Here is a 20754-nt window from a genome sequence, read left to right as displayed (position 1 = left end):
ACCCACACCGCACGCCGAAACCCACCGTCGCAGACGTCTGCGACGGTGGGTTTCGTTGTGGCCGATGGGTCTCGGCTGCCCTGCGGGTCAGATCACGCCGTCGGCGAGGGTCGTCGGGTTGCCGAAACGGTGGTTCGTGATCGACACGGCCTGCTCGTGCAGGAACGGCAGCATCTCGACGCGACCGGCACCGGTCACGGCGTGCGACCAGACCGCCACGTCGGGGCTTCCGTCGAGCGCTTCGTGGAGAGCGTCGGCGTCGCCACCGACCAGACGCACGCGGTGCCAGGAGTTCGCCGCCTTCGCGTAGCGCTTTGTCCATGCCGCATCCGACTCGTGCTTCACGCTCACGCCGTGCGCACGCAGCGCCTTCTCGATGCGCGAGGGCAACGCCTGCGCCGACACCGTGAACGGGCTGCCGCTGCGCAGGGCGGCGGCGAGCACGCGGATGCCGTCGACGAGCGGGGAGTTCTCGGCGATGCGCACGTCGACCGCGACCGGACGGTAGCGGAAGAGGTTGCGCTCGACCCCGAGTCCGGACTTGTCGCTCACCGCGCCGAACTCATCGACCCAGGCCCGTTCGTCGGACGCCGCGGCGCGGTGCAGCCATTCGGCCTCTGCCGCGTCGACCTCGGCTCCGGCCGCATCCAGCAGCGCAGCGACCACGGGCACGACGGCCGCACTCGGCGCCGCAGCCGGAAGGTCGGCCGGGGCCCACTCGCCCAGTCCGAAGAGGTAGTTCGGCCCACCGGCCTTCGCACCCGCTCCGACAGCCGAGCGCTTCCAGCCGCCGAACGGCTGACGCTGCACGATCGCCCCGGTGATGCCGCGGTTCACGTACAGGTTGCCGGCCTCGACGCGATCGAGCCAGGTGGCGACCTCCTCGGAGTCGAGCGAGTGGATGCCGGCGGTCAGGCCGTAGTCGACCGCGTTCTGCAGGCGCAGGGCCTCATCCAGATCCTTCGCGTGCATGATGCCGAGCACCGGGCCGAAGAACTCGGTCAGGTGGAAGTACGAGCCCTCGCGCACGCCGGTCTTGACGCCGGGCGTCCACTGCTTCCCGTCTTCGTCGAGCTTGCGCGGCTCGACCAGCCAGCGCTCGCCCTTCTCGAGCTTCGTGAGCGCCGTGAGCAGCTTGCCGTTAGCGGGCTCGATGATCGGACCCATCTGCGTGGCCGGGTCATCGGGCAGGCCGACGCGCATCGAGGTCACGGCATCCACCAGCTGACGCTCGAACCGCTTCGAGTCGGCGACCGATCCGACGAGGATCGCGAGCGACGCGGCGGAGCATTTCTGCCCCGCGTGGCCGAACGCGCTGCGCGCCACATCGGCGGCCGCGAGGTCGAGGTCGGCGGAGGGGGTGACGATGATCGCGTTCTTGCCACTGGTCTCGGCCAGCAGTGGCAGGTCGGAGCGGAACGACCGGAACAGCTGTGCCGTCTCGTACGCGCCCGTGAGGATCACGCGGTCCACCGCGGGGCCGGCGACCAGGCGCTTTCCGAGGTCGCGCGAGGCCAGGTCGACGAGGGCCAGCAGGTCGCGCGGCACACCGGCGGCCCACAGCGCCTCGACCATGACGGCGCCGCAGCGCTGGGTGAGCTTGGCCGGCTTGATGATGACCGCGGAGCCGGAGGCCAGCCCCGCGAGCACGCCGCCGGCGGGGATCGCGACCGGGAAGTTCCACGGCGGGGTGACCACGGTCACCTTCGACGGCACGAACTCCGCACCCGAGACGGTCTCGAGATCCTTCGCGCGCTCGGCGTAATAGTGCGCGAAGTCGATGGCCTCGCTGATCTCGGGGTCGGCCTCGGCGATGGTCTTGCCCGCCTCGTTCGCCATGATCTCGATGAGCTGACCGCGGCGCGCGGCGAGCTCGTCTCCGGCGCGATGCAAGACGGCGGCGCGGTCGGCGGCCGGCAACGCGGCCCACTTCTCGGCGGCGGCGGTCGCTGCGGCGAAGATGCCGTCGAGCTCAGCATCCGTGTCGACCTTGGCGAGCGCGATGGTGTCGAGACCGAGCGTCGAGCCGACCGAGCGGCTCAGGATCTCACGACCCCAGGCGCGGTTCGCGGCGATGGCGGGGTCGGTGTCAGCCTGGTTCTCGAAGCCGGTGGTGGTTCCGGAGCGCGCCTCGACGGTACGGTCCTGCACGCGGTGGGGGCCGGGGACGAATCCCGCCTCATCGGTCGCGAGCGCGGCCAGCGAGCGCTCGAAGCGCTCCCGTTCGCGGGTGAGCAGGGTCGGGTTCGAGGCCAGCTCGAACACCGCGGACATGAAGTTCTCGGGGCTGGCGTTCTCCTCGAGGCGGCGCACGAGGTACGCGATCGCGACGTCGAACTCGGCCGGGTTCACCACCGGTGTGTACAGCAGCAGGCGTCCGACATCCTTGCGGACCGCCTCGGCCTGACCCGTCGCCATACCCAGCAGCATCTCGTACTCGACGAGGGGGTCGGCACCGGTCGGGTCGGCCACACCGCGCGCCTGCGCGAGCAGCCAGGTGTAGGCGATGTCGAACAGGTTGTGACCCGCGACGCCGATGCGCACGGCGTCGAGCCGCTCGGGCGTCATCGCCCAGTCCAGCACGCGCTTGTAGTTCGTATCGGAGTCCTGCTTGGTGCCGTAGGTCGCGAGCGGCCAGCCGTGCACCTTCGAGTCGACCTCTTCCATCGCGAGGTTCGCGCCCTTGACCACGCGCACCTTGATCGGGGCTCCGCCCTTCGCACGGCGGGCGGCGGCCCACTCCTGCAGGTGCTGCATGGCGCCGAGGGCGTCGGGGAGGTAGGCCTGCAGCACGATGCCGGCTTCGAGGTCCTCCAGGCCGGGCTGGTCGAGGATGCTCGTGAAGGCCGCGATCGTCAGGTCGAGGTCGCGGTACTCCTCCATGTCGAGGTTGATGAACTTCGCCTTGCCCTGGGCTTCGGCACGGGCGGCGAGCTCGTAGAGCGGAGTGAGCTTCTCGACGACGTCGGCCACCGCCTCGTCGAACGACCACATCGACAGCTGGCTCACGACGCTGGACACCTTGATCGAGACGTAGTCGACGTCGTCGCGGGCGAGGAAGGCGCGGGTGCCCTGCAGACGGTGCCCCGCTTCGCGCTCGCCGAGCACGGCCTCGCCGAGGAGGTTGAGGTTCAGGCGGTTGCCGCTCTTGCGCAGCTTCGCGATCGCGGGGCCGAGCTTGGAGGGCGTGGCATCCAGCACGAGGTGCCCGACCATGGCGCGCAGCACGCGACGCGAGATCGGGACGACGACGCCGGGGATCTTCGGCGCCCAGAAGCCGCCCGTCTTGATCGCGGCGCGCAGGTAGCCGGGCAGCAGCGCCGGGGTGATGTCGCTCAGCTCGGCGAGCTTGCGGCCGGCGACGCGCAGGTCTTCCGGACGCATCACGCCGTCGACGAAGCCGACCGTGAACGCGAGTCCGTTCGGGTCCTTGAGCACTTCGGACAGGCGCTGGGCGGCCGGCTCGACGGGGTGGGTCTCGCTCTCGACGAGCCAGCGCTGCACCAGGGCGGCGACGTCTTCGGTACGGGGAGTGGTGGTGTCGGCGGCGACAGGCATCGGTGGGACCTTCCAAGAGAGCGCACACCGGGATTTCGTGTGCGGGCTGGATCATTGTCCTGCGGCTCGGTAGGCTCCGTCTATCAACCGATTTGCGTGGATTCTGTTCACTCAAGCTGAACGAAGGACGCCGCCGTGCTGGATGTGAACCGACTCCGGATGCTGGTGGAGCTCTCGCGCCGCGGAACGCTGTCGGCCGTCGCCGACGCCCTCTCCTACAGCAAGGCCTCGGTGTCGCAGCAGCTGAGCGCGCTGGAGCGCGATGTGGGTGTGCCGCTGCTGCGCCGGGTGGGGCGCGGAGTGCAGTTCACCCCGCAGGGGAACGTGCTCGTCGCCGAGGCCATCGGCATCCTCGATCAGCTCGAGCACGCCGAGGTCGCCGTCGCCGAATCGCTCACCGAAGTGACCGGCACCGTGCGCATCGCGGTGTTCCAGTCGACGGCGCACTCCCTGCTTCCCCGCGCGCTCGAAGCCCTCAAGGACCGGCACCCCGCGCTGCGGGTCGAAGTGACCGAGTGCGACCCGGAGACCGGACTGGTCGGGGTGTCCAGCCGCGACTTCGACCTGATCCTCGCCGAGCAGTACCCGGGCCGCACACGTCCGATCCACGCCGACCTCGACCGGGTGGTGCTCGCACACGACGCGATCGCGCTCGCCCGCCGCCCCGGAACCCCCGCGCACGCCGACGCCTTCGCTGCACTGTGGTCGACGCGGGAGGAGCCCTGGGTGCTCGAGCCCGCCGGCACCGCCTCGCGCGCCTGGGCCGAGCAGCTGTGCCGCACAGCAGGGTTCGAACCCGACGTGCGGTTCGAGATCGCCGACCTCACCGCGCACGTGCGGCTGATCCACGCCGGGCTCGCGGTCGGGCTGCTGCCGGAACTCGTGTGGGCGGGCGACACCCCGACCGTCGATCTGGCGCCGCTCCCCCACGAGCCCCGCCGCGAGATCTTCTCCTCTGCGCGGCGGGTGTCGGCCGACGCCCCCTCCATCCGCGCGGTGCGCAGCGCGCTGGCCGACGCAGCATCCCACAACCTGCCCGTCTGAGCGGGCACCACCCTGAGCAGACGCAGAGGCACCCAGCGGGAATATGCATGCACATGCATCTGTTCACCCCCGTGTACCCGGACGAAGGAGTCCGATCCACTCCTTTCGAAAGGCAATTCTGTGAGCACTCCCGTCATCGACCGCACCGCACCGACCGAGCACCCCGTCCTCGACGTTCTCGCCGGTCGCTGGAGCCCCCGCGCCTTCGATGCGCAGAACTCGATCGACGAGGCCAAGCTCGCCACCGCCCTCGAGGCCGCCCGCTGGAGCCCTTCGGCCAACAACTCGCAGCCCTGGCGCTTCATCGTCGCCCGCCGTGGCACGGCACTGCACGCGCAGGTCGTCGACGCCCTGATGGGCTTCAACCAGGCATGGGCGGGCAACGCCGCCGTGCTCGTGGTCGCGATCGCCGAGACGGCCGACGCCTCCGGCACCCCGATCACCCACGCCCTCTACGACCTCGGCCAGGCCGTTGCACACTTCTCGGTGCAGGCCCACCACGACGGACTGGTCGTTCACCAGATGAGCGGCTTCGACCCGGAGGTCGTCCGCGAGTTCGCCGACCTCGAAGAGCGCTTCGTGCCCTTCACCGTCTTCGCCGTCGGCGAGTTCGGCGACATCGAAGCCCTTCCTGAGGTGCTGCAGGAGCGCGAGGTCGCCCCGCGCGTGCGTCGCCCCATCGCCGAGACGGTCATCCTCAGCGCCTGAGCGCAGACCGCACGAACAAGAGCGCCGCCCCGGTTTCATCCGGGGCGGCGCTCTTGTGCACGGGGGTGATGCTCAGTCCTCGAGCAGCTCAGTCCTCGAGCAGCTCAGTCCTCGAGCAGTTCGGCCTCGATCACATCGTCGTCGGCCGCGGGTTCGGGCGTCGTCGAGGTGAGCACGAGGCCCATCCCGTCGGCTGCCACATCCACCCGCACCGTGTCACCGTCGTGCACGCCGCCCGAGAGCAGCGCGGTGGCCAGCTTGTTCTGCACCTCGCTCTGGATGAGGCGGCGCAGCGGTCGGGCGCCGAACATCGGGTCGTACCCGCGCTCGGCGAGCCACGCCCGGGCGTCCGGGGTGACTGCGAGCGTGAGCCGGCGGTCCTTCAGACGCTTGTGCAGCTGATCGATCGACAGCTCGACGATCTGGGCGAGGTCGTCTTCGCTCAGAGCCGAGAACATCACGATGTCGTCGAGACGGTTCAGGAACTCCGGACGGAACGCCTGTCGCACGAGAGCCATGACCTGGTCGCGCTTCTCATCGGGTGCGAGCACCGGGTCGATGAGGATCGGCGATCCCAGGTTCGATGTCAGGATCAGGATCACGTTCGAGAAGTCGACCGTGCGGCCCTGCCCGTCGGTCAGTCGACCGTCGTCGAGCACCTGCAGCAGCACGTCGAACACCTCGGGGTGCGCCTTCTCGACCTCGTCGAGCAGGATCACGCTGTACGGACGACGCCGCACGGCCTCGGTCAGCTGACCGCCCTGCTCGTAGCCGACGTACCCGGGAGGGGCACCGACGAGCCGCGAGACCGAGTGCTTCTCGCCGTACTCCGACATGTCGATGCGCACCATGGCGTGCTCGTCGTCGAAGAGGAACTCGGCCAGGGCCTTGGCCAGCTCGGTCTTGCCCACACCGGTCGGTCCGAGGAAGAGGAACGAACCGGTCGGGCGACCGGGGTCGCTGATGCCCGCGCGCGAGCGTCGAACCGCATCCGACACCGCCTTGACGGCGTCCTTCTGACCGATCAGGCGCTTGCCGAGCTCGTTCTCCAGGTGCAGCAGCTTCTCGCTCTCGCCCTGCAGCAGACGCCCGACGGGGATGCCGGTCCACGCAGCGATCACGGCGGCGATGTCCTCATCGGTCACCTGCTCGTTGACCATGCGGGGTTCGGCGGGGGTCGCCGCCTCGGCCTGCTCGGCCTCGGCGATGTCGCGCTCCAGCCGCTTGATGGTCTCGTACTCCAGCTTCGAGGCCTTCGTGTAGTCGGCGTTGCGCATCGCGAGATCGCGCTGGGTGATCGCGTCGTCGAGCTGCTTCTTCAGCTCACCGACCCTGTTGAGACCCTGACGCTCGCGCGCCCAGCGGGCCTCGAGCTCGGCGAGCTGCCGCTCCATGCCCACGAGCTGCTCACGCAGAGTGCTCAGGCGCTCCTTGGAGGCGGCGTCCTTCTCCCGCTTCAGCGCGAGCTCTTCGAGCTTCATCCGGTCGACCTGGCGCTTGAGCTGGTCGATCTCGACCGGCGACGAGTCGATCTCCATCTTGAGCCGCGACATCGACTCGTCGATCAGGTCGATCGCCTTGTCGGGAAGCTGGCGCGCAGGAAGGTACCGGCTCGACAGTGCAGCCGCGGCCACCAGGGCGCTGTCGGAGATCGTGACACCGTGATGCGCCTCGTACCGCCCCTTGAGGCCGCGGAGGATCGCGATCGTGTCCTCGACCGTCGGCTCGCCGACGTACACCTGCTGGAAGCGGCGCTCGAGAGCGGGGTCTTTCTCGATGAACTCGCGATACTCGTTGAGCGTGGTCGCACCGATCAGGCGCAGCTCGCCACGGGCCAGCATGGGCTTGAGCATGTTCGACGCAGCCACGGAGCCCTCGCCGCCGCCCGCACCCATGAGCACGTGCAGCTCGTCGATGAACGTGATCACCTGACCGTCGGACTCGGTGATCTCTTTGAGCACCTGCTTCAGCCGCTCTTCGAACTGCCCGCGGTACATGGCGCCGGCCACGAGTGCGGAGATGTCGAGCGTGACCAGCTCCTTGTCCTTGAGGGACTCGGCGACGTCGCCCGCGACGATGCGCTGGGCGAGTCCTTCGACGACGGCGGTCTTGCCGACGCCGGGCTCACCGATCAGCACGGGGTTGTTCTTCGTGCGGCGGGTGAGCACCTGACTGACGCGACGGATCTCGCTGTCGCGTCCGATCACGGGGTCGAGCTTGCCCTCGCGGGCACGGTCGGTGAGGTTGATACCGAACTGCTCGAGGGCGGACTGCTGCTCTTGATTCTGGTTACCGGTCTGCGGGGTGGTCATGCGCTCCTCCTGGAGATGCTCCTTCTGGTCGTCTCCCGCCTGCCGGATCGGAAGACGGGATCAAAGTTGAGTGTTGTTGACTCAAGTTTAGCACGCGCTCCTCCGCGATGACATCCCAGACCGCGACGGCGACCGCCCGCTTGGACCCCGAAGCCGCGCCCACCTCGACGCCCCCTGGCCCGAGGATGTGCACCGCGTTCTCGACGGACTCGAAGCCGCGCTCCCACCCGACCTCGTTCACCACGAGGAGGTCGACACCCTTGCGCTGCTGCTTGCCGCGGGCACGGGCGAGCATCTCGGCCTGATCCTCAGGAGTCTCCGCGGCGAAGCCGACGACGAGCTGCCCCGGTCGCCGCGCCGCGGCCAGAGACGCCACGATGTCCTCGTTCTCGATCAGTTCGATGGCCGGCACCCCGCCGCCCTCTTTCGTGAGCTTGCGCTCCGACACCTGCACCGGTCGGTAGTCGGCGACCGCCGCCGCCATCACGACGACGTCGGCGACCTCGGACTCACGCGTCATCGCCTCGGCGAGGTCAGCGGTGGCGCCGACGGGCACGATGCGGATCGACGGATGCCGCGCCTCGGCGAGCACATCGCCGGAGATATGGGCCGACACCAGGGTGACCTCGGCCCCACGGGCGGCGGCCTCGGCGGCGAGCGCCACCCCCTGCCTTCCGCTGGAGCGATTGCCGAGGAAGCGCACCGGATCGATCGGTTCCCGCGTGCCGCCGGCCGAGACCACGACGCGCACCCCGGCGAGGTCGCCAGGAGTCAGCAGCGCTTGCGCGGCGGCGAAGATCTCTTCCGGCTCCGACATCCTGCCGGGACCGCTGTCGCCGCCGGCGAGCTCGCCGTCGGCGGGTCCGACAAGATGCACCCCGCGCTCCCGCAGGGTGGCGATGTTCGCCTGCGTCGCCCGGTTCCGCCACATCTCCGCGTGCATCGCCGGGGCGAGCAGCACCGGGGCCTCGGTGGCGAGCACCGTCGTTCCCAGGAGGTCGTCGGCGAGGCCCGCGGTGATCTTCGCGATCGAGTTCGCGGTCGCCGGGGCGACGATCACGAGTTCGGCGGCCTGGCCGAGGGCGACGTGCCGCACCTTCGCCACGTCGTCGTGCACGCTCGTGGTCACCGGGTGCCGGCTGATCGCCTCCCACGTGGGCAGACCCACGAAGCGCAGTGCATCCTCGGTGGGCACCACGGTCACGTCGTGCCCGCCCTTCGTGAGCAGGCGCACGAGGTGCACCGTCTTGTACGCGGCGATGCCGCCTGTGACTCCGACGACGATGTTCACGTCTCGATTCTGCCCCAGCATCCGCCGTCGTGGGCCGACGTCGGCATCCTCGACCTAGACTTGGCACCGTGTGCACGGTCGTGATCGATGTCGAGAATGCCGGCTCCGCACGACTTCTCGCGGTCCGGGACGAAGACCCGCTGCGGGCGTGGGACTCCCTCGGAGCCTGGTGGCCCGAGGAGCACCCCGGCGTGATCGGGATCCGCGACCGTCGGGCCGGTGGGGCCTGGCTCGCCGTGAACCCCGCCGAACGTCGCCTCGCCGTACTGCTGAACCGCGCGGATGTGGAGGGCCTCCCCGAGACGCACGTCGTCTCGCGCGGAGCCCTCGCGCTGGAGTCGGTCAGCGGCCGCTCCCCCGTCGCACCGCTGTCGATGCATGGCTTCAATCTGCTCGAAGTGCGGCCGGAGGGCGCCAGGGTGCTGTCGTGGGACGGCGTCGACCTGCGTGAGACGCCCATCGATCCGGGCACGCACATGATCGCTCACGACGACCTCGACGATGTGACGACCCCGAGGATCGAGGCCTGGCTGCCGGAGTTCCGAGCCCTCGGGCCGACCGCTGACAGCGCGGACTGGACGGCCGAGTGGACCGCGCTGCTCGCATCCTCGACCGCCCTGGCCCCGGAGGACGACCGGGCGATCATCCGCGACAACCGTCCGCACGGCTACCCGACGCAGTCACTGCTCTACTGCGTCGCCACGGTTACCGACGACGCAGTAGAGGTGCGCGACGTCACCCTCCCGACCCCGGCGCACTGGACCGAGTAGCCGGCGCGACCGGCTACTCGTCCGGTCCGATCCCGGCTCAGGCTGCGGGCGCCGCCGACTCCTCGGCGCAGGAGAACCGCGCGCGGTAGGCCGTCGGGGTCAGGCCGAGCACCCTGGCGAAGTTCTGCCGGAGCACGGCCGCCGAGCCGAATCCGCACTCGTCGGCGATGTGCTCGAGCGGGAGGTCGGTGCGCTCCAGCATCCGCTGCGCGTGGATGATGCGCTGACGCGCGAGCCAGGCCGCGGGCGTGGCACCGTACTCGGCCTTGAAGCGGCGGGCGAAGGTGCGCGGCGACATCAACGCCCTGGCCGCGAGCCGGTCGACGCCGAGGTCGTCGCGGAGGTTCGCGACCGCCCAGTCGGCGACGGCGGCCAGCGAGTCGGTCGGGACCACGGGGATCGGACGGTCGATGAACTGTGCCTGGCCGCCGTCGCGCTGGGGCGGCACGACCATCCGGCGGGCGATGCGGTTGGTGAGCTCGGCGCCCACCTCCTGCCGGAGCAGGTGCAGGCACGCGTCGATCCCTGCGGCCGTTCCCGCGCTCGTGATGATCTTGCCGTCCTGCACGAACAGCACGTCGGGGTCGATGTCGATCCCCGGGTACATCTCGGCCATGACGTGCGCGTACATCCAGTGCGTGGTGGCGCGCCGACCGTCGAGCACTCCTGCCGCGGCGAGGATGAACGAGCCGCTGCAGACGCTCATCACCCAGGCTCCGCGGTCGACCGCGTGCCTGGCGACGTCGAGCAGGAGCGGATCGATGTCGCCCCACCGCTCGCGAGGAAGGGGACAGAACACCACGAGGTCGGCTTCGTACGCGAAGGTCAGATCGTGCTCGACGTTGACCGAGAAGCCGATCTTCGAGGTCACGACCCCGGCACGGGGAGCGACGATGCGGAAGTCGAAGTTCGGCACGCCGTCATCGGCGCGGTCCAGGCCGAACGCCTCGCAGGCGACGCCGAACTCGAAGGGTGCGAATCCGTCTTGGATGACGCAGGCGACCGTCTTCATGCTCACACTCCCGTTGGCGGTTTTCTGACGTTGATAGTCAATCCTGTCACTCGTGGCGGTTCGACATCGAACGTAGCGTTTCTGCCATCTCAGCGGCGCCAAGAGCTGAGACCGCACCGGCGCTCGTCGCCGTGCACGACACAGCACCCGGGGCTACGCTCGTCGTCATGAGCGAGCCTCAGCAGCCTCCCGTTCCGCCCGCCGTGCATCTGCCCGCCGCGCCGCAGTACCCGGCGGTCCCGCACCCCACCGCTCCGCCATATTCGACCGCCGCGCAGCACCCCGCCCCAGCTGCCGGAGCCCCGGCTCCTCCCACGGCACACCCGACCGCGTACCCGACGCCCGCGCCCGGTTCCCCGGCCTCCCCGCCCGCGAGCCCGCTATTCCCCGGTCACCTCGCGTACCGGCCTCAAGCCCGTGAGGGCAACCCGCTCGGCATCACGGCCTTCGTGATCGCGGTGGCCACTCTCGCCGTCAACCTGTTCAGTGCCGTCGCCCGGCCGCTGGTCTACAGCGGCGACGGAGGGTTCGAGTTCATGCTCGCCCTCGACAACGGCATCGGCATCCTCAGCTTCTTCACCTACGTCGTGGCGCTGGTGCTGGCACTGGTGGCGGTGCGCCGTTCCTCCGCGCGACTGCTCGCCGGGATCGCCATCGGGGTGGCCGGAGCCGGTGTCATCGGGCTCGCATTCACCGGTCTCACGATCGCCCTGTACCAGTACTACTGAGCCGGCGCCCGCTCCGGGAAGCCGCCGGGTCAGCCGCCGGCGCGCACCCGCTCGTAGACCTCGACCATCGCCGCCGTGCGCGATGACTGCCGGAACGCCTCGGCGACCTCCGGAAGGGGCGTCGGAGCCGTGCCGTCGGCGATGTCGGATGCGGCCCGCCGCAGGGTCTCGGCGAGCGCGGCGGTCCGCCGGTCTTCACCGGCCGCATCAGGAACAGCCCAGAGCCCGCCCCCCAGCTCGGCGGCGATGTCGGGGTCGCAGATCACCGACGGCGTCCCCAGCGTGGCGGCTTCGAACGGGGTCATCCCCTGGGTCTCGAACCCGATCGACGTCTGCACCAGCGCGTCGGCGGCGGCGATCCGCGCCAGGGTCTGCGGGTAGGTGAGCCGTCCGGCGAAGTGCACGCCGTCGCGTCCGCGGACGATCTTCTCGGCGGCCGCACGCTGGGCCCCGCCACCGATGATCTCCAGGTCGGCGTCGACCCCCGAGGCGACGAACGCCTCGAGGAACGGCAGCAGCCGCTTCTCGGGGCTCATCCGACCGAGCCAGACGAACCGTGGACGCCCGGGGGCACGCTCGGCGGGGCCCTGTGCCAGCGTCTGCGCGCGCAGGTCGTCGTCGATGCCGTTCCAGATCACGTCGACGTGCGGGAAGACGTCGTGCTGTTCGAGGCGTCGGGCGAAGTGCGTCGACGGCGCCGTGACGGCGGAGGCCCCGGCGGCCAGGCCGCGCAGGAACGCCCACCCGTCGCTGCCGCGCACCCGGTCGCGACCACTGCTCGTGGCGACGCCGCGCATCGCGATGCCGCGCCACATGTTCAATGCGGCGAGCACCGGACGGTGCAGCGGAGTGACGGCCGCGATGCCGACATCGACCCGGTTGTGCATCGTGTGCACGACGGGGATGCCGTGACGCTGCGCGTAGCGGTGCCCGATGAACGCGCCCCAGAAGTCGGCCTGGACATGCACCAGGTCCACGGGCGGCCGGCGGGTCATCGCTTTGTCGAGGAAACGGTCGGTCGCGCGACCCGGCCAGCTCATCGAGTACTCGCGGTCGCTCGTGATCGGCATCGAGGGCAGATCGACGTACGCCCCGCCGTGCGAGCCGGATGAGGAGCGCGCCCCGTGCATCTTCGGAGCGACGACCGTGACGGTGTGTCCGGCGCGCTCGAGGAACTCGCGCTGGAGTCGCATCGACACCTGCGCTCCGCCGAGGGAGTCGAGATGCTGATCGCCGAAGAAGACGATGTGCATGGCGGGCTACTCCGGCAGCGGCTCGTCGCGGTACAGCGCCTCGAACGTGTCGAGGGTGCGGTTGATGTCGTGGATCGCGACGCCGTCGAGCGAGGCACGCTGCATCCGCTCGTACTCCGCAGGCTCCGCAGTGAGCACGTCGGTCAGACGTGCGGCGAGCTCATCGACGTTCCCGGGCTCGAACAGGTACCCGTTCTCGCCGTCGTGCACGAGGTGCGGGAGGGCGACGGCATCCGCGGCGACGATCGGCAGGGCCGAGGCCATCGCCTCCATGGTCGCGATCGACTGCAGCTCGGCGATCGAAGCGATCACGAACAGGCTCGCTCGCGAGAGCAGCGCGCGAAGCTCCTCATCGCTCGTGCGGCCATGGAAGGTGACGCGATCGGCCAGGCCGAGCTGCGCCGTCAGATGCTCCAGCTGCTTGCGCTGATCGCCGCCGCCGACGATGTCGAACGTCGTGGCGAGTGCCGGGTCGAGCTTCGTCATCGCCTTGAGGATGACCTCGACCTGCTTCTCGGCGGTGAGCCTGCCGACGAAGATGATGCTGTTCTTCTCGCGCGGGGCGATCACCGGCGTGTACTGCGTGCGGTCGATGCCGCAGCTGACCGGGATGACGCCCTCCACCTCGACGGTCTTCTCGAGGAAGTCGGCGGCGCGGCGCGTGGGAGTGGTGATGGCGCGGGTCATGTCGAACGTGCGCTTCGCATCCGCCCAGGCGAACTTGAGCACCAGGTCGTCGATGAACTTCGGCATGGTCGTGTGGTCGAGGATGTTCTCGGCCATCACGTGGTTGGTCGCGATGACCGGGATGCCGCGTTCGTTCGCGATGTACGCGAGCCCGCGGCCGATCACGATGTGCGACTGGATGTGCACGACATCCGGCTGCACCTGGTCGAGAACCTTGCGGGCGTAGTGCTTCGAGCGCCACGGCCACACGAACCGCAGCCAGTCGTGCGGAGCCCAGCGCAGCGACGGCAGCCGGTGCAGGGTCATCGGCTCGCCCTCGATCACCTCGGTGTGCGGCTGCGTACGCCGATACGCCTGGTTGGGTGCCACGACGTGCACGTCGTGGCCGCGCTGCACCAGGCCGGCGGCGAGACGCTCGGCGAAGCGGGCGGCGCCGTTGATGTCGGGCGAGAAGGTGTCGCAGCCGATCACGATCTTCAACGGTCGGGGCGAGGATTCGGCGGCGGAGCCGCTCGACGGATCGATCGGATCGTCGGAGGAGGTCACAGACATGCTGCCTTACGATGTGGCGGCCAAGGAAGAGCCCTGGTCGGGCGCTGGCCACTCTACCCGAGGGGCCTGATCGCACGGCCGAGGCGTACCGGACATCGCCCAGGCGCAGCCGATACCGTGGAGCCATGCGACTGACTGCCGAGGCCGATCCCCAGCTGTGGATTCCCGTGACGGACTCGCTCGGCTGGAAGGGGCGCCGCCACCGCAAGGCGGCGATCCGGATGCTGCTCGGCCAGGTGAACGCGGCCGTCGGTGCGACCGAGCGGCCGGGCTCGAAGTTCGGCGCGTGGGCGATGAGCCAGGCGGCGCCGATGCTCATGAAGCGGGCGGACGGCCGCGTGCTGGTGTGGACGTGGAAGGCGGAGCCCGAACTGATCGTGGCGATGGCGACCGCGCAGGTGCTGACCCCGGACGTGCGCATCGCACGCGCCTCGATGCCGATGGACTACGACGACACCGAGTCGTTCCCCACCCGGCTCGGGGTGGGCGAGAAGCTGCTGGTCCCGATGCCGCCCTCGCCGGCGTCACCGCCCTTCGCGACCTACACCTGGGACACGGGAACGCACCTGGTCACCCTGACGGCGGTGTGCAGCGACAAGGAACGCTTCGGCACGCTGATCGGCGCACTCGACGACCTGGCGCGCAGCCTCCGCATCGCCGACGACCTCGCGGGTGGGGAATCGCCCGACGTGCTGCGACTCGATCCGGCCTGAGCGTGCGGACCCGGGCTCCGTGCCCGCGGTCCTGCCACAATGTGCTCATGCTCCCCGCCTGGACGCGCCCGCTGTCGCATCGCGAACTCCTCGAACGCGGCGAGGAGGCCCGAAAGCGCGCGCCACGACGCGCCCTCGCTGAACTCGCGAGCGGCACGCGCGATCCCCTCGGCATCCTGGCCGCACAGAACAGCTCCCGCATCCCCGAGCTGCTCCCCCTGCGAGCCGAACGCATGTCGACGAGTCCCTTCGCGTTCTATCGCGGTACCGCGGCGCTGATGGCCGCCGACCTCGCGGATGCGCCGCACAGCGGCATCCTCGTCGCCTCCTGCGGCGACGCCCACGTGTCGAACTTCGGGTTCTACGCCTCGGCCGAACGACGACTGATGTTCGACCTCAACGACTTCGATGAAGCCGCATGGGCGCCGTGGGAGTGGGATGTGAAGAGGCTCGTCGCGAGCATCGTCGTCGGAGGCATGGCGAGCGGCCGCTCCGATGAGGTCATCGACACCGCCGTCCTCACCGCCGTCTCCGGCTACGCCCGCGGCATCGCACGCGCGACCGAGCTGAGCCCGACCGCCCGCTACTTCACGCACTTCGACGTCGCCTCGTCGCACGCCGCGTGGTCGGCGTCGGCAGCGTGGGCACGCGCTGCTACCTGGTGCTCTTCCAGGATGGCGAGGGCGCCACGATCCTGATGCAGCCGAAGCAGGCGTCGCAGAGCGTGCTGGTGGAGTACGGCCGCATCCCCCAGCCGACCGCGCTGCAGGAGGTGATCGACGCCGACGGCGAAGGAGCGCGCGTCGTCGCGATGCAGCGCATCCTGCAGGCCCTCTCCGACCCGTTCCTCGGGCACATGCGCAACACGAGCGCCGACTTCTACGTGCGGCAGTTCCACGACATGAAGGGCAGCATCGACGTCGAAGACCTCGACGACGGGCCGTTCATCATGTACGGGCAGGCGTGCGCCGCGACCATCGCCCGCGCCCACAGCCAGTCGCTGACCGCCACCGAGGTCGCCGGCTACATCGGCAACGGGCGGGTGCTCGGGCAGGCGCTGCTCGAGTGGGCCCGCGCCTACGCCGCGGTGTCGCTCGCCGACTACGAGACCTTCCGCGCGTCCCTCTGACGACTCCCGACCAGGACGCCCCTCTCAGCGCACGATGCGCAGCGTCCGCACCTCGAACGGACGCAGCTTCAACTCGCCACCGGTCCTGGCGTCGTCGATGTCGTCTTCGATCAGGCTCACCTCGCCCACCTCGCGGTGCTCGAACCCGACAGAGAGCTCGCCGGCCGCACGCCGTCCGAGCGCCTCGTACACGCGCACGATCACGTCGCCCGAGCCGTCGTCGGCGAGCTTGACCGCCGACACCACGATGCCCTCTCCCTCCACCGACACGAGGGGCTCGACCTCGCGCTCACCACGCACGACGCTCGGGAGCGCGTTGATCCGGATGCCCTCGGCCGTCGCGATCGCGGCATCCGCTCCGACCACGAAGCCGACCTCGATCTCGTGGTGACCGTGGTCGGTGTCGGGGTCGGGGAAGCGCGGCGCCCGCAGCAGCGAGAGCCGCACGGTCGTGGCGACCGCGTCGTCGGACACCTCGCGCGAGGTGTCGTAGCCGTAGATCGAGTCGTTCACCAGGGCCACGCCGAAATCCTGCTCGCGCACCAGCACGAAGCGGTGCATCGACGTCTCGAACTTCGCCGCCTCCCAGCTGGTGTTCGTGTGCGTGACGCGCGACTGATAGCCGAACTGGGTCTCGGCGTCGGTGTGCGCGGCCTGCACGTCGAGCGGGAAGGCGAGCTTGAGCAGCTTCTCGGTCTCGTGCCAGTCGATCTCGTTGCGCAGCAGCACGGTGCGCGACTCCGGCTGGAGGATGATCGTCTGCTCGATGGTCGACTCCGAGAACGGACGCACGACCACGATCCGGGCGGAGCCGCCGACCATCGAGGCCTCGATCGACGAGACGGCCGTGAGGTCGTCGACGCTGCCCAGGTAGTACCGGTCGATGTCCCACGCATCCCACATGTTCGGGAAGTCCTGGTGCAGCTGGAACAGGTTCGCGGCCTTGCCCGGCGCGACGGCATCGCGACCGGTGCCCTTGTCGACGGCCGAGACGATCAGGCCATCGGCGGAGACGAGCACCGAGACGAGCTCGTTCTCCAGGCGCCAGCCGCCATCCTCCTCGGTGAGCGAGACGGGCGCCGCCGTGGACTCGGCCACGAAGGCCGCCCCGAGTGCGCGGCCGCGGCCGACCGATGTCGGCTCGAATTGCAGCTCCCGATCACCCTCGCCGGCGAGAGAACGGCGGGCGGCGACGGCGATGTCGCGGGCGTCCGAGAGCACGTCCGACAGCACCGCGACAGCCTCGCGGTGCACCCACGCGATCGAGGTGCCGGGAAGGATGTCGTGGAACTCGTGCAGCAGCACGGCCTGCCACAGCCGGTCGAACTCGGCCTGGGGATACGCGGCGCCGGTGCGCACGGCATCGGTCGCGGCCCACAGCTCGGCCTCGATCAGCGCGTGCTCCGCCCAGCGGTGCAGCGCCTTGGTGGCGTGCTGGCTGGTGAGCGTTCCGCGGTGCAGCTCGAGGTACAGCTCGCCGACCCACACCGCCGGGTTCGGCAGCTCGGCCTTGGCGGCGTCGAAGAAGTCGTCCGGGTGCTCCCACACGACCTGCGCGCTGCCCTCGAGGTCGCGCAGGCGCTCGGCCTTGCCCGTCATCTCGCGGGTCGTGCCACCGCCGCCGTCACCCCAGCCGACCGGGGCGATCGACCGCGAGCTGAGACGGTTCTCCTTGAACTGGCGAGCGGCCTTCGCGACCTCCATGCCGCTGAGCTGCGAGTTGTAGGTGTCCATCGAGGGGAAGTGCGTGAACACCTGCGAACCGTCGATGCCCTCCCACAGGAAGGAGTGGTGCGGGAAGACGTTCTGCTGGTTCCAGGAGATCTTCTGCGTGAAGAACCACTCGAACCCGGCGCGGCGCATGAGCTGCGGCAGGGCTGGCGAGTACCCGAAGCTGTCCGGCAGCCAGACGCCCTTCGAGCGGATGCCGAACTCGCGCTCGAAGAACCGCTGCCCGTGCGAGAACTGCCGCACGAGCGACTCCCCCGTCGGCATCACGGTGTCGGACTCGACCCACATGCCGCCGAGCGGCAGGAAGCGCCCCGCGGCGACCGCGGCCTTGACCCGCTCCCACACCTCGGGGCGGTGCTCCTTGATCCACGCGTACTGCTGCGCGCTCGACATCCCGTACTGGAACTGCGGATGCTCGTCGATGAGCGTCGTCATCGACGACGTGGTGCGCGCGACCTTGCGGATCGTCTCCCGCACCGGCCACAGCCACGCCGAGTCGATGTGCGCGTGTCCGACGGCCGAGATGCGGTGCGCACTCGCCTCGGCGGGCGCGGCGAGCACGTCGGCGAGGCGGGCGCGTGCGGCGGGCGCGGTCGCCACGATGCGCTGCAGGTCGAGCACGTCGAGCGCGTCGTCCATGGCCTGCAGGATGCGCATGCGCCGCGGCGAGGTCGCCGGCAGCTCGGCCTGCAGCTCGAACAGCACCTCCAGGTCGAGGGAGAGGTCGAAGACCTCCTCCTCGAACACCGCCAGATCCATCCGGCGCGTGCGGTAGAGCGGCTCCTTCGAGGAGGTGAGGATGTCGCCCTCCTGCGTCGGCAGGAAGGGGTGGTAATCGAGCAGCACCGGGTTGGATGCCGCTTCGAGATACAGCTCGACGGGTTCTTCGCCCGCGGCGGCCTCGGCGATCGGGACCCACTGGTTGCGCGGATTGATGCTCTTCACGGGAATCGGATCGGAATCCGTGGCGCCCCGGCGATAGGCCAGCGCCTCGCACTGGAAGCCGGTCATGTTCACGTCGAAGCCGAGATCGATGAGAGCCTCGACACGACGCCCCACCCACTCGGCCGGCACGCGGCCGGTGAGCTTGAACCAGGTGGTGCCCCAGGCCGGCCCCCAGGGAGCGCCGACCGCACCGGGCTCGAAGTCGAGCGCGAGTCCCTCGGCAGGAGCGATCGGCTCACCCGGCAGCTCGTGGATCTCGACGCCCAGCGGCACGGAAGCGGAGTGGATCGCGGGGCGGATGCGCTCCTCGAGCACGCGCTTGACGCGGCCGACGGTGAGCGAGGTGTCGTCATGCATGGGTGGGTCTCCGGGCTCGACGGTGGGTGGGGGACGGGGTTCTGAACGGGGATGACTCGGATCGGTGCAGACGGCTCGACGCTACCGGGCGCACGGCCCCGGGGCGGTCGCGACACCGATCGCCGCGTCGATCTCGCAGAACTGATCGTGCGAGAGTGCGCTGGTGCCGTTCCACGCGCGCTCGGCCATCGCCCGCAGCGGCCTGCGGACCCCGTCGGCGACCTCTTCGGGGGTCTGCGCCGAAGCATCGTCGGACCAGACGGAGAACGAGGCCCCGAGGAGCCGAGCGGGGTAGGGCATCGGGATCTCCTGCCGGGTGCCGTCCGGGAGCGCAGGGAACAGACCCGGATGCCACTCGGACTCCCAGATGCGCGCGCTCGTCGGCGGCGAGCGGCCGCATCTCGACGTGCCAGTTCGTCCACCAGGTCAGCACGAGATCCGGGTCGAGGGCGACGATCTCGCTGCGGAGCATCCCGTCGTTCCAGACGCGCGGGGCGAGGCCGCGTGCACGGAGGTGCGCGGACATGGCGTTCACGAACGCGGTCAGCAGGTCGAAGCCGGTGGCGCGGGGCCCGTGCCTCTCCCTGGCGGCGGCGGCCAGCGCGGGATACTCCTCGATGCGCGCGAAGTCGACGAATTCGTCGCCGCCGAGGTGCCAGCGCGTGCTGCGCGGGAACAGCGCGGCGACGTCGTCGATCAGCGCCGCGGCGAAGTCGATCGCCGCGGTGCGGGTGATGTCCAGCGCATGATCGGTCGGCAGGCCGCCGGCGTCCGGCAGGCGGAGCTCCGGATGCGCGGCGAGGGCGTGGCGGAGGTGGCCCGGCATGTCGAGGGAGGGCACGATGTCGATGTGCAGGTCGGCGGCGGTGTCGGCCACGACCAGGGCCTCGGCGCGGGTGACATGAGCGCTCGAGACGATCTCGGGGAACGCCTCCGAGCCGATCCGGAAGCCCTCGTTCTCGGACACGTGCCATTGGAAGGTCGTGATGCCGACGTCGGCGAGCGCGTGCAGCAGGTCGACGATCCACGGCGCGGGGAAGTGCTTGCGGGCGGCGTCGAGGTGGAACCCGCGTTCCGTGACCACGGGCGCGGAGCTGACCCGGCCGTGCGGCACGAGGCCCTGCGCCCGCAGGTTGTGCAGCAGCTGACGTGTCGCCCGGAACGCCCCGGCCGCGGTGCCTGCGAACACCGCGATGTCCTCGCCGACCGTGATCTCGAACGACTCGTGGGCCCTGTCGTCTCGCCGCAGATGCACGACGGAACCTTCGCCGTCCGGGATGCCGAGGGCTGCGAGCTCCCGGGTCGTCCGCACAGTCGACATCGGTGTGATCCTCGACGCCCCCACGGCCGACACCCCGGCCGCCTATGCCGCGGCAGCCGACGAGATCCTCGCCGAATACGTCACCGACGACGGCCTCGACGGACTCGATGTCGACATGGAGCGCTCTCTCACGGCCGCCCAGGTCGCTCGCGTGACCGGAGTCTTCCGGGCCCTGTCAGAGCACCTCGGACCGCAGTCCGGCACCGACCGGCTCTTCATCTACGACACGAACCAGGAAGGCACCCACCCGCTCACGGCGGGGATCGCCCCCTACGTCTCCTACGTCCTCGTGCAGTCCTACGGCCGCTCGGTCTCCGGGCTGCAATCGACATGGGAGAGCTACGCACCCTACTTCGACGCGTGCCAGTACCTGATCGGGTTCTCGTTCTACGAGGAGCGCGGACAGGACTGGGGCGACACGACGGAGCCCTTTGACGCCTCCCGCGCCGCGCAGTACGCCGACTGGCAGCCCACGGGCGTGACCAAGGCCGGCATCTTCTCCTACGCCGTGGACCGCGACGGCAAGGTCCCCGGCGACGACACCATCACCGAGTCCGACTTCTCGTGGAGCACTCGGCTCATCGAGCGGCAGGATGCCGCAGCGGCTTCTCACTGAGACGGCCCGAGCCGAGAGGCTCACCAG

General features: G+C 70.0%; 16 protein-coding genes. 8 read left to right on the top strand and 8 right to left on the bottom strand.

The genetic code is table 11. The annotated features are described in order from the left end of the window. Positions 1-87: 87 nt before the first annotated feature. The gene (locus KY497_RS04795; protein WP_219869953.1) at positions 88-3558 is read right to left on the bottom strand and encodes a bifunctional proline dehydrogenase/L-glutamate gamma-semialdehyde dehydrogenase; all 3471 of its coding nucleotides are present in this window, start codon (positions 3556-3558) and stop codon (positions 88-90) included. A gap of 135 nt (positions 3559-3693) precedes the next feature. Here KY497_RS04795 and KY497_RS04790 point away from each other — a divergent pair, with 135 nt between their 5' ends. Next, positions 3694-4602 (top strand): LysR substrate-binding domain-containing protein, encoded by a 909-nt coding sequence (locus tag KY497_RS04790; protein WP_055866264.1) that lies wholly within the window; start codon positions 3694-3696, stop codon positions 4600-4602. A 120-nt stretch (positions 4603-4722) separates the two neighbouring features. After that, the gene (locus KY497_RS04785; RefSeq protein ID WP_055866266.1) at positions 4723-5310 is read left to right on the top strand and encodes a nitroreductase family protein; all 588 of its coding nucleotides are present in this window, start codon (positions 4723-4725) and stop codon (positions 5308-5310) included. Positions 5311-5414: 104 nt separating this feature from the next. Here KY497_RS04785 and KY497_RS04780 read toward each other — a convergent pair whose 3' ends face one another. Both KY497_RS04780 and coaBC read right to left on the bottom strand, forming a co-directional pair. After that, entirely contained in the window at positions 5415-7622 is a 2208-nt protein-coding gene (locus KY497_RS04780) for an ATP-dependent Clp protease ATP-binding subunit (protein ID WP_219869952.1), read from the bottom strand. Next, positions 7600-8913, bottom strand: coding sequence for a bifunctional phosphopantothenoylcysteine decarboxylase/phosphopantothenate--cysteine ligase CoaBC (coaBC, locus tag KY497_RS04775; RefSeq protein WP_258185905.1), 1314 nt, complete (start codon positions 8911-8913; stop codon positions 7600-7602). Before coaBC ends, KY497_RS04780 begins: the two co-directional genes overlap by 23 nt. Before the next feature lie 68 nt (positions 8914-8981). Here coaBC and KY497_RS04770 point away from each other — a divergent pair, with 68 nt between their 5' ends. Next, positions 8982-9683 carry an NRDE family protein gene (locus KY497_RS04770; RefSeq protein WP_219869950.1) on the top strand — a complete coding sequence of 234 codons (702 nt, stop codon included), beginning with the start codon at positions 8982-8984 and terminating at the stop codon, positions 9681-9683. Between the two features lie 37 nt (positions 9684-9720). Here the strand turns inward: KY497_RS04770 and KY497_RS04765 are convergent, their stop codons facing one another. After that, positions 9721-10695 (bottom strand): GlxA family transcriptional regulator, encoded by a 975-nt coding sequence (locus KY497_RS04765; protein ID WP_141386977.1) that lies wholly within the window; start codon positions 10693-10695, stop codon positions 9721-9723. Positions 10696-10862: 167 nt separating this feature from the next. Between KY497_RS04765 and KY497_RS04760 the strand changes: the two genes are divergently transcribed. Continuing rightward, positions 10863-11423, top strand: coding sequence for a hypothetical protein (locus KY497_RS04760; protein WP_219869949.1), 561 nt, complete (start codon positions 10863-10865; stop codon positions 11421-11423). Positions 11424-11452: 29 nt separating this feature from the next. Here KY497_RS04760 and KY497_RS04755 read toward each other — a convergent pair whose 3' ends face one another. Then, positions 11453-12676, bottom strand: a complete 1224-nt coding sequence (locus tag KY497_RS04755; protein WP_219869948.1) for a glycosyltransferase — start codon at positions 12674-12676, stop codon at positions 11453-11455. Between the two features lie 6 nt (positions 12677-12682). After that, a complete protein-coding gene (locus tag KY497_RS04750; protein ID WP_219869947.1) occupies positions 12683-13915 on the bottom strand; it encodes a glycosyltransferase in 1233 nt (410 codons plus the stop codon). Between the two features lie 125 nt (positions 13916-14040). Here KY497_RS04750 and KY497_RS04745 point away from each other — a divergent pair, with 125 nt between their 5' ends. From KY497_RS04745 to KY497_RS16610, 3 genes are read left to right on the top strand one after another with little or no spacing between them, the layout of a single operon-like run. Beyond that, the gene (locus tag KY497_RS04745) at positions 14041-14628 is read left to right on the top strand and encodes a hypothetical protein (RefSeq protein ID WP_055866278.1); all 588 of its coding nucleotides are present in this window, start codon (positions 14041-14043) and stop codon (positions 14626-14628) included. A 47-nt stretch (positions 14629-14675) separates the two neighbouring features. After that, the gene (locus KY497_RS16615; protein WP_258185904.1) at positions 14676-15326 is read left to right on the top strand and encodes a DUF2252 domain-containing protein; all 651 of its coding nucleotides are present in this window, start codon (positions 14676-14678) and stop codon (positions 15324-15326) included. Beyond that, a complete protein-coding gene (locus KY497_RS16610; RefSeq protein WP_258185902.1) occupies positions 15269-15757 on the top strand; it encodes a DUF2252 domain-containing protein in 489 nt (162 codons plus the stop codon). Before KY497_RS16615 ends, KY497_RS16610 begins: the two co-directional genes overlap by 58 nt. 24 nt (positions 15758-15781) lie before the next feature. Here the strand turns inward: KY497_RS16610 and KY497_RS04735 are convergent, their stop codons facing one another. Next, the gene (locus tag KY497_RS04735; RefSeq protein ID WP_219869946.1) at positions 15782-18790 is read right to left on the bottom strand and encodes a glycoside hydrolase family 38 C-terminal domain-containing protein; all 3009 of its coding nucleotides are present in this window, start codon (positions 18788-18790) and stop codon (positions 15782-15784) included. Continuing rightward, positions 18783-20111, bottom strand: a complete 1329-nt coding sequence (locus tag KY497_RS04730) for a family 20 glycosylhydrolase (protein ID WP_219869945.1) — start codon at positions 20109-20111, stop codon at positions 18783-18785. The genes KY497_RS04735 and KY497_RS04730 overlap by 8 nt, the downstream gene beginning before the upstream one ends. A gap of 4 nt (positions 20112-20115) precedes the next feature. Here KY497_RS04730 and KY497_RS04725 point away from each other — a divergent pair, with 4 nt between their 5' ends. Further along, complete coding sequence (locus KY497_RS04725) at positions 20116-20727, top strand: hypothetical protein (protein ID WP_219869944.1); 612 nt, start codon at positions 20116-20118, stop codon at positions 20725-20727. Positions 20728-20754 lie beyond the last annotated feature (27 nt).

The sequence above is a fragment of the Microbacterium sp. PAMC22086 genome, assembly GCF_019443525.1.
GTDB lineage: Bacteria > Actinomycetota > Actinomycetes > Actinomycetales > Microbacteriaceae > Microbacterium > Microbacterium maritypicum.
The sequence above is the reverse complement of the archived record's forward strand: the minus strand, read 5'-3'. Positions and strand labels throughout refer to the sequence as shown.

Bases quoted from the DNA above. Each gene is read 5' to 3' on its own strand.
- KY497_RS04750 (WP_219869947.1), bottom strand. From the start codon at position 13,915: ATGTCTGTGACCTCCTCCGACGATCCGATCGATCCGTCGAGCGGCTCC.
- KY497_RS04755 (WP_219869948.1), bottom strand. From the start codon at position 12,676: ATGCACATCGTCTTCTTCGGCGATCAGCATCTCGACTCCCTCGGCGGA.
- KY497_RS04730 (WP_219869945.1), bottom strand. From the start codon at position 20,111: ATGTCGACTGTGCGGACGACCCGGGAGCTCGCAGCCCTCGGCATCCCG.
- KY497_RS16615 (WP_258185904.1), top strand. From the start codon at position 14,676: ATGCTCCCCGCCTGGACGCGCCCGCTGTCGCATCGCGAACTCCTCGAA.
- KY497_RS04765 (WP_141386977.1), bottom strand. From the start codon at position 10,695: ATGAAGACGGTCGCCTGCGTCATCCAAGACGGATTCGCACCCTTCGAG.
- KY497_RS04760 (WP_219869949.1), top strand. From the start codon at position 10,863: ATGAGCGAGCCTCAGCAGCCTCCCGTTCCGCCCGCCGTGCATCTGCCC.
- KY497_RS04745 (WP_055866278.1), top strand. From the start codon at position 14,041: ATGCGACTGACTGCCGAGGCCGATCCCCAGCTGTGGATTCCCGTGACG.
- KY497_RS04795 (WP_219869953.1), bottom strand. From the start codon at position 3,558: ATGCCTGTCGCCGCCGACACCACCACTCCCCGTACCGAAGACGTCGCC.
- KY497_RS04735 (WP_219869946.1), bottom strand. From the start codon at position 18,790: ATGCATGACGACACCTCGCTCACCGTCGGCCGCGTCAAGCGCGTGCTC.
- KY497_RS04780 (WP_219869952.1), bottom strand. From the start codon at position 7,622: ATGACCACCCCGCAGACCGGTAACCAGAATCAAGAGCAGCAGTCCGCC.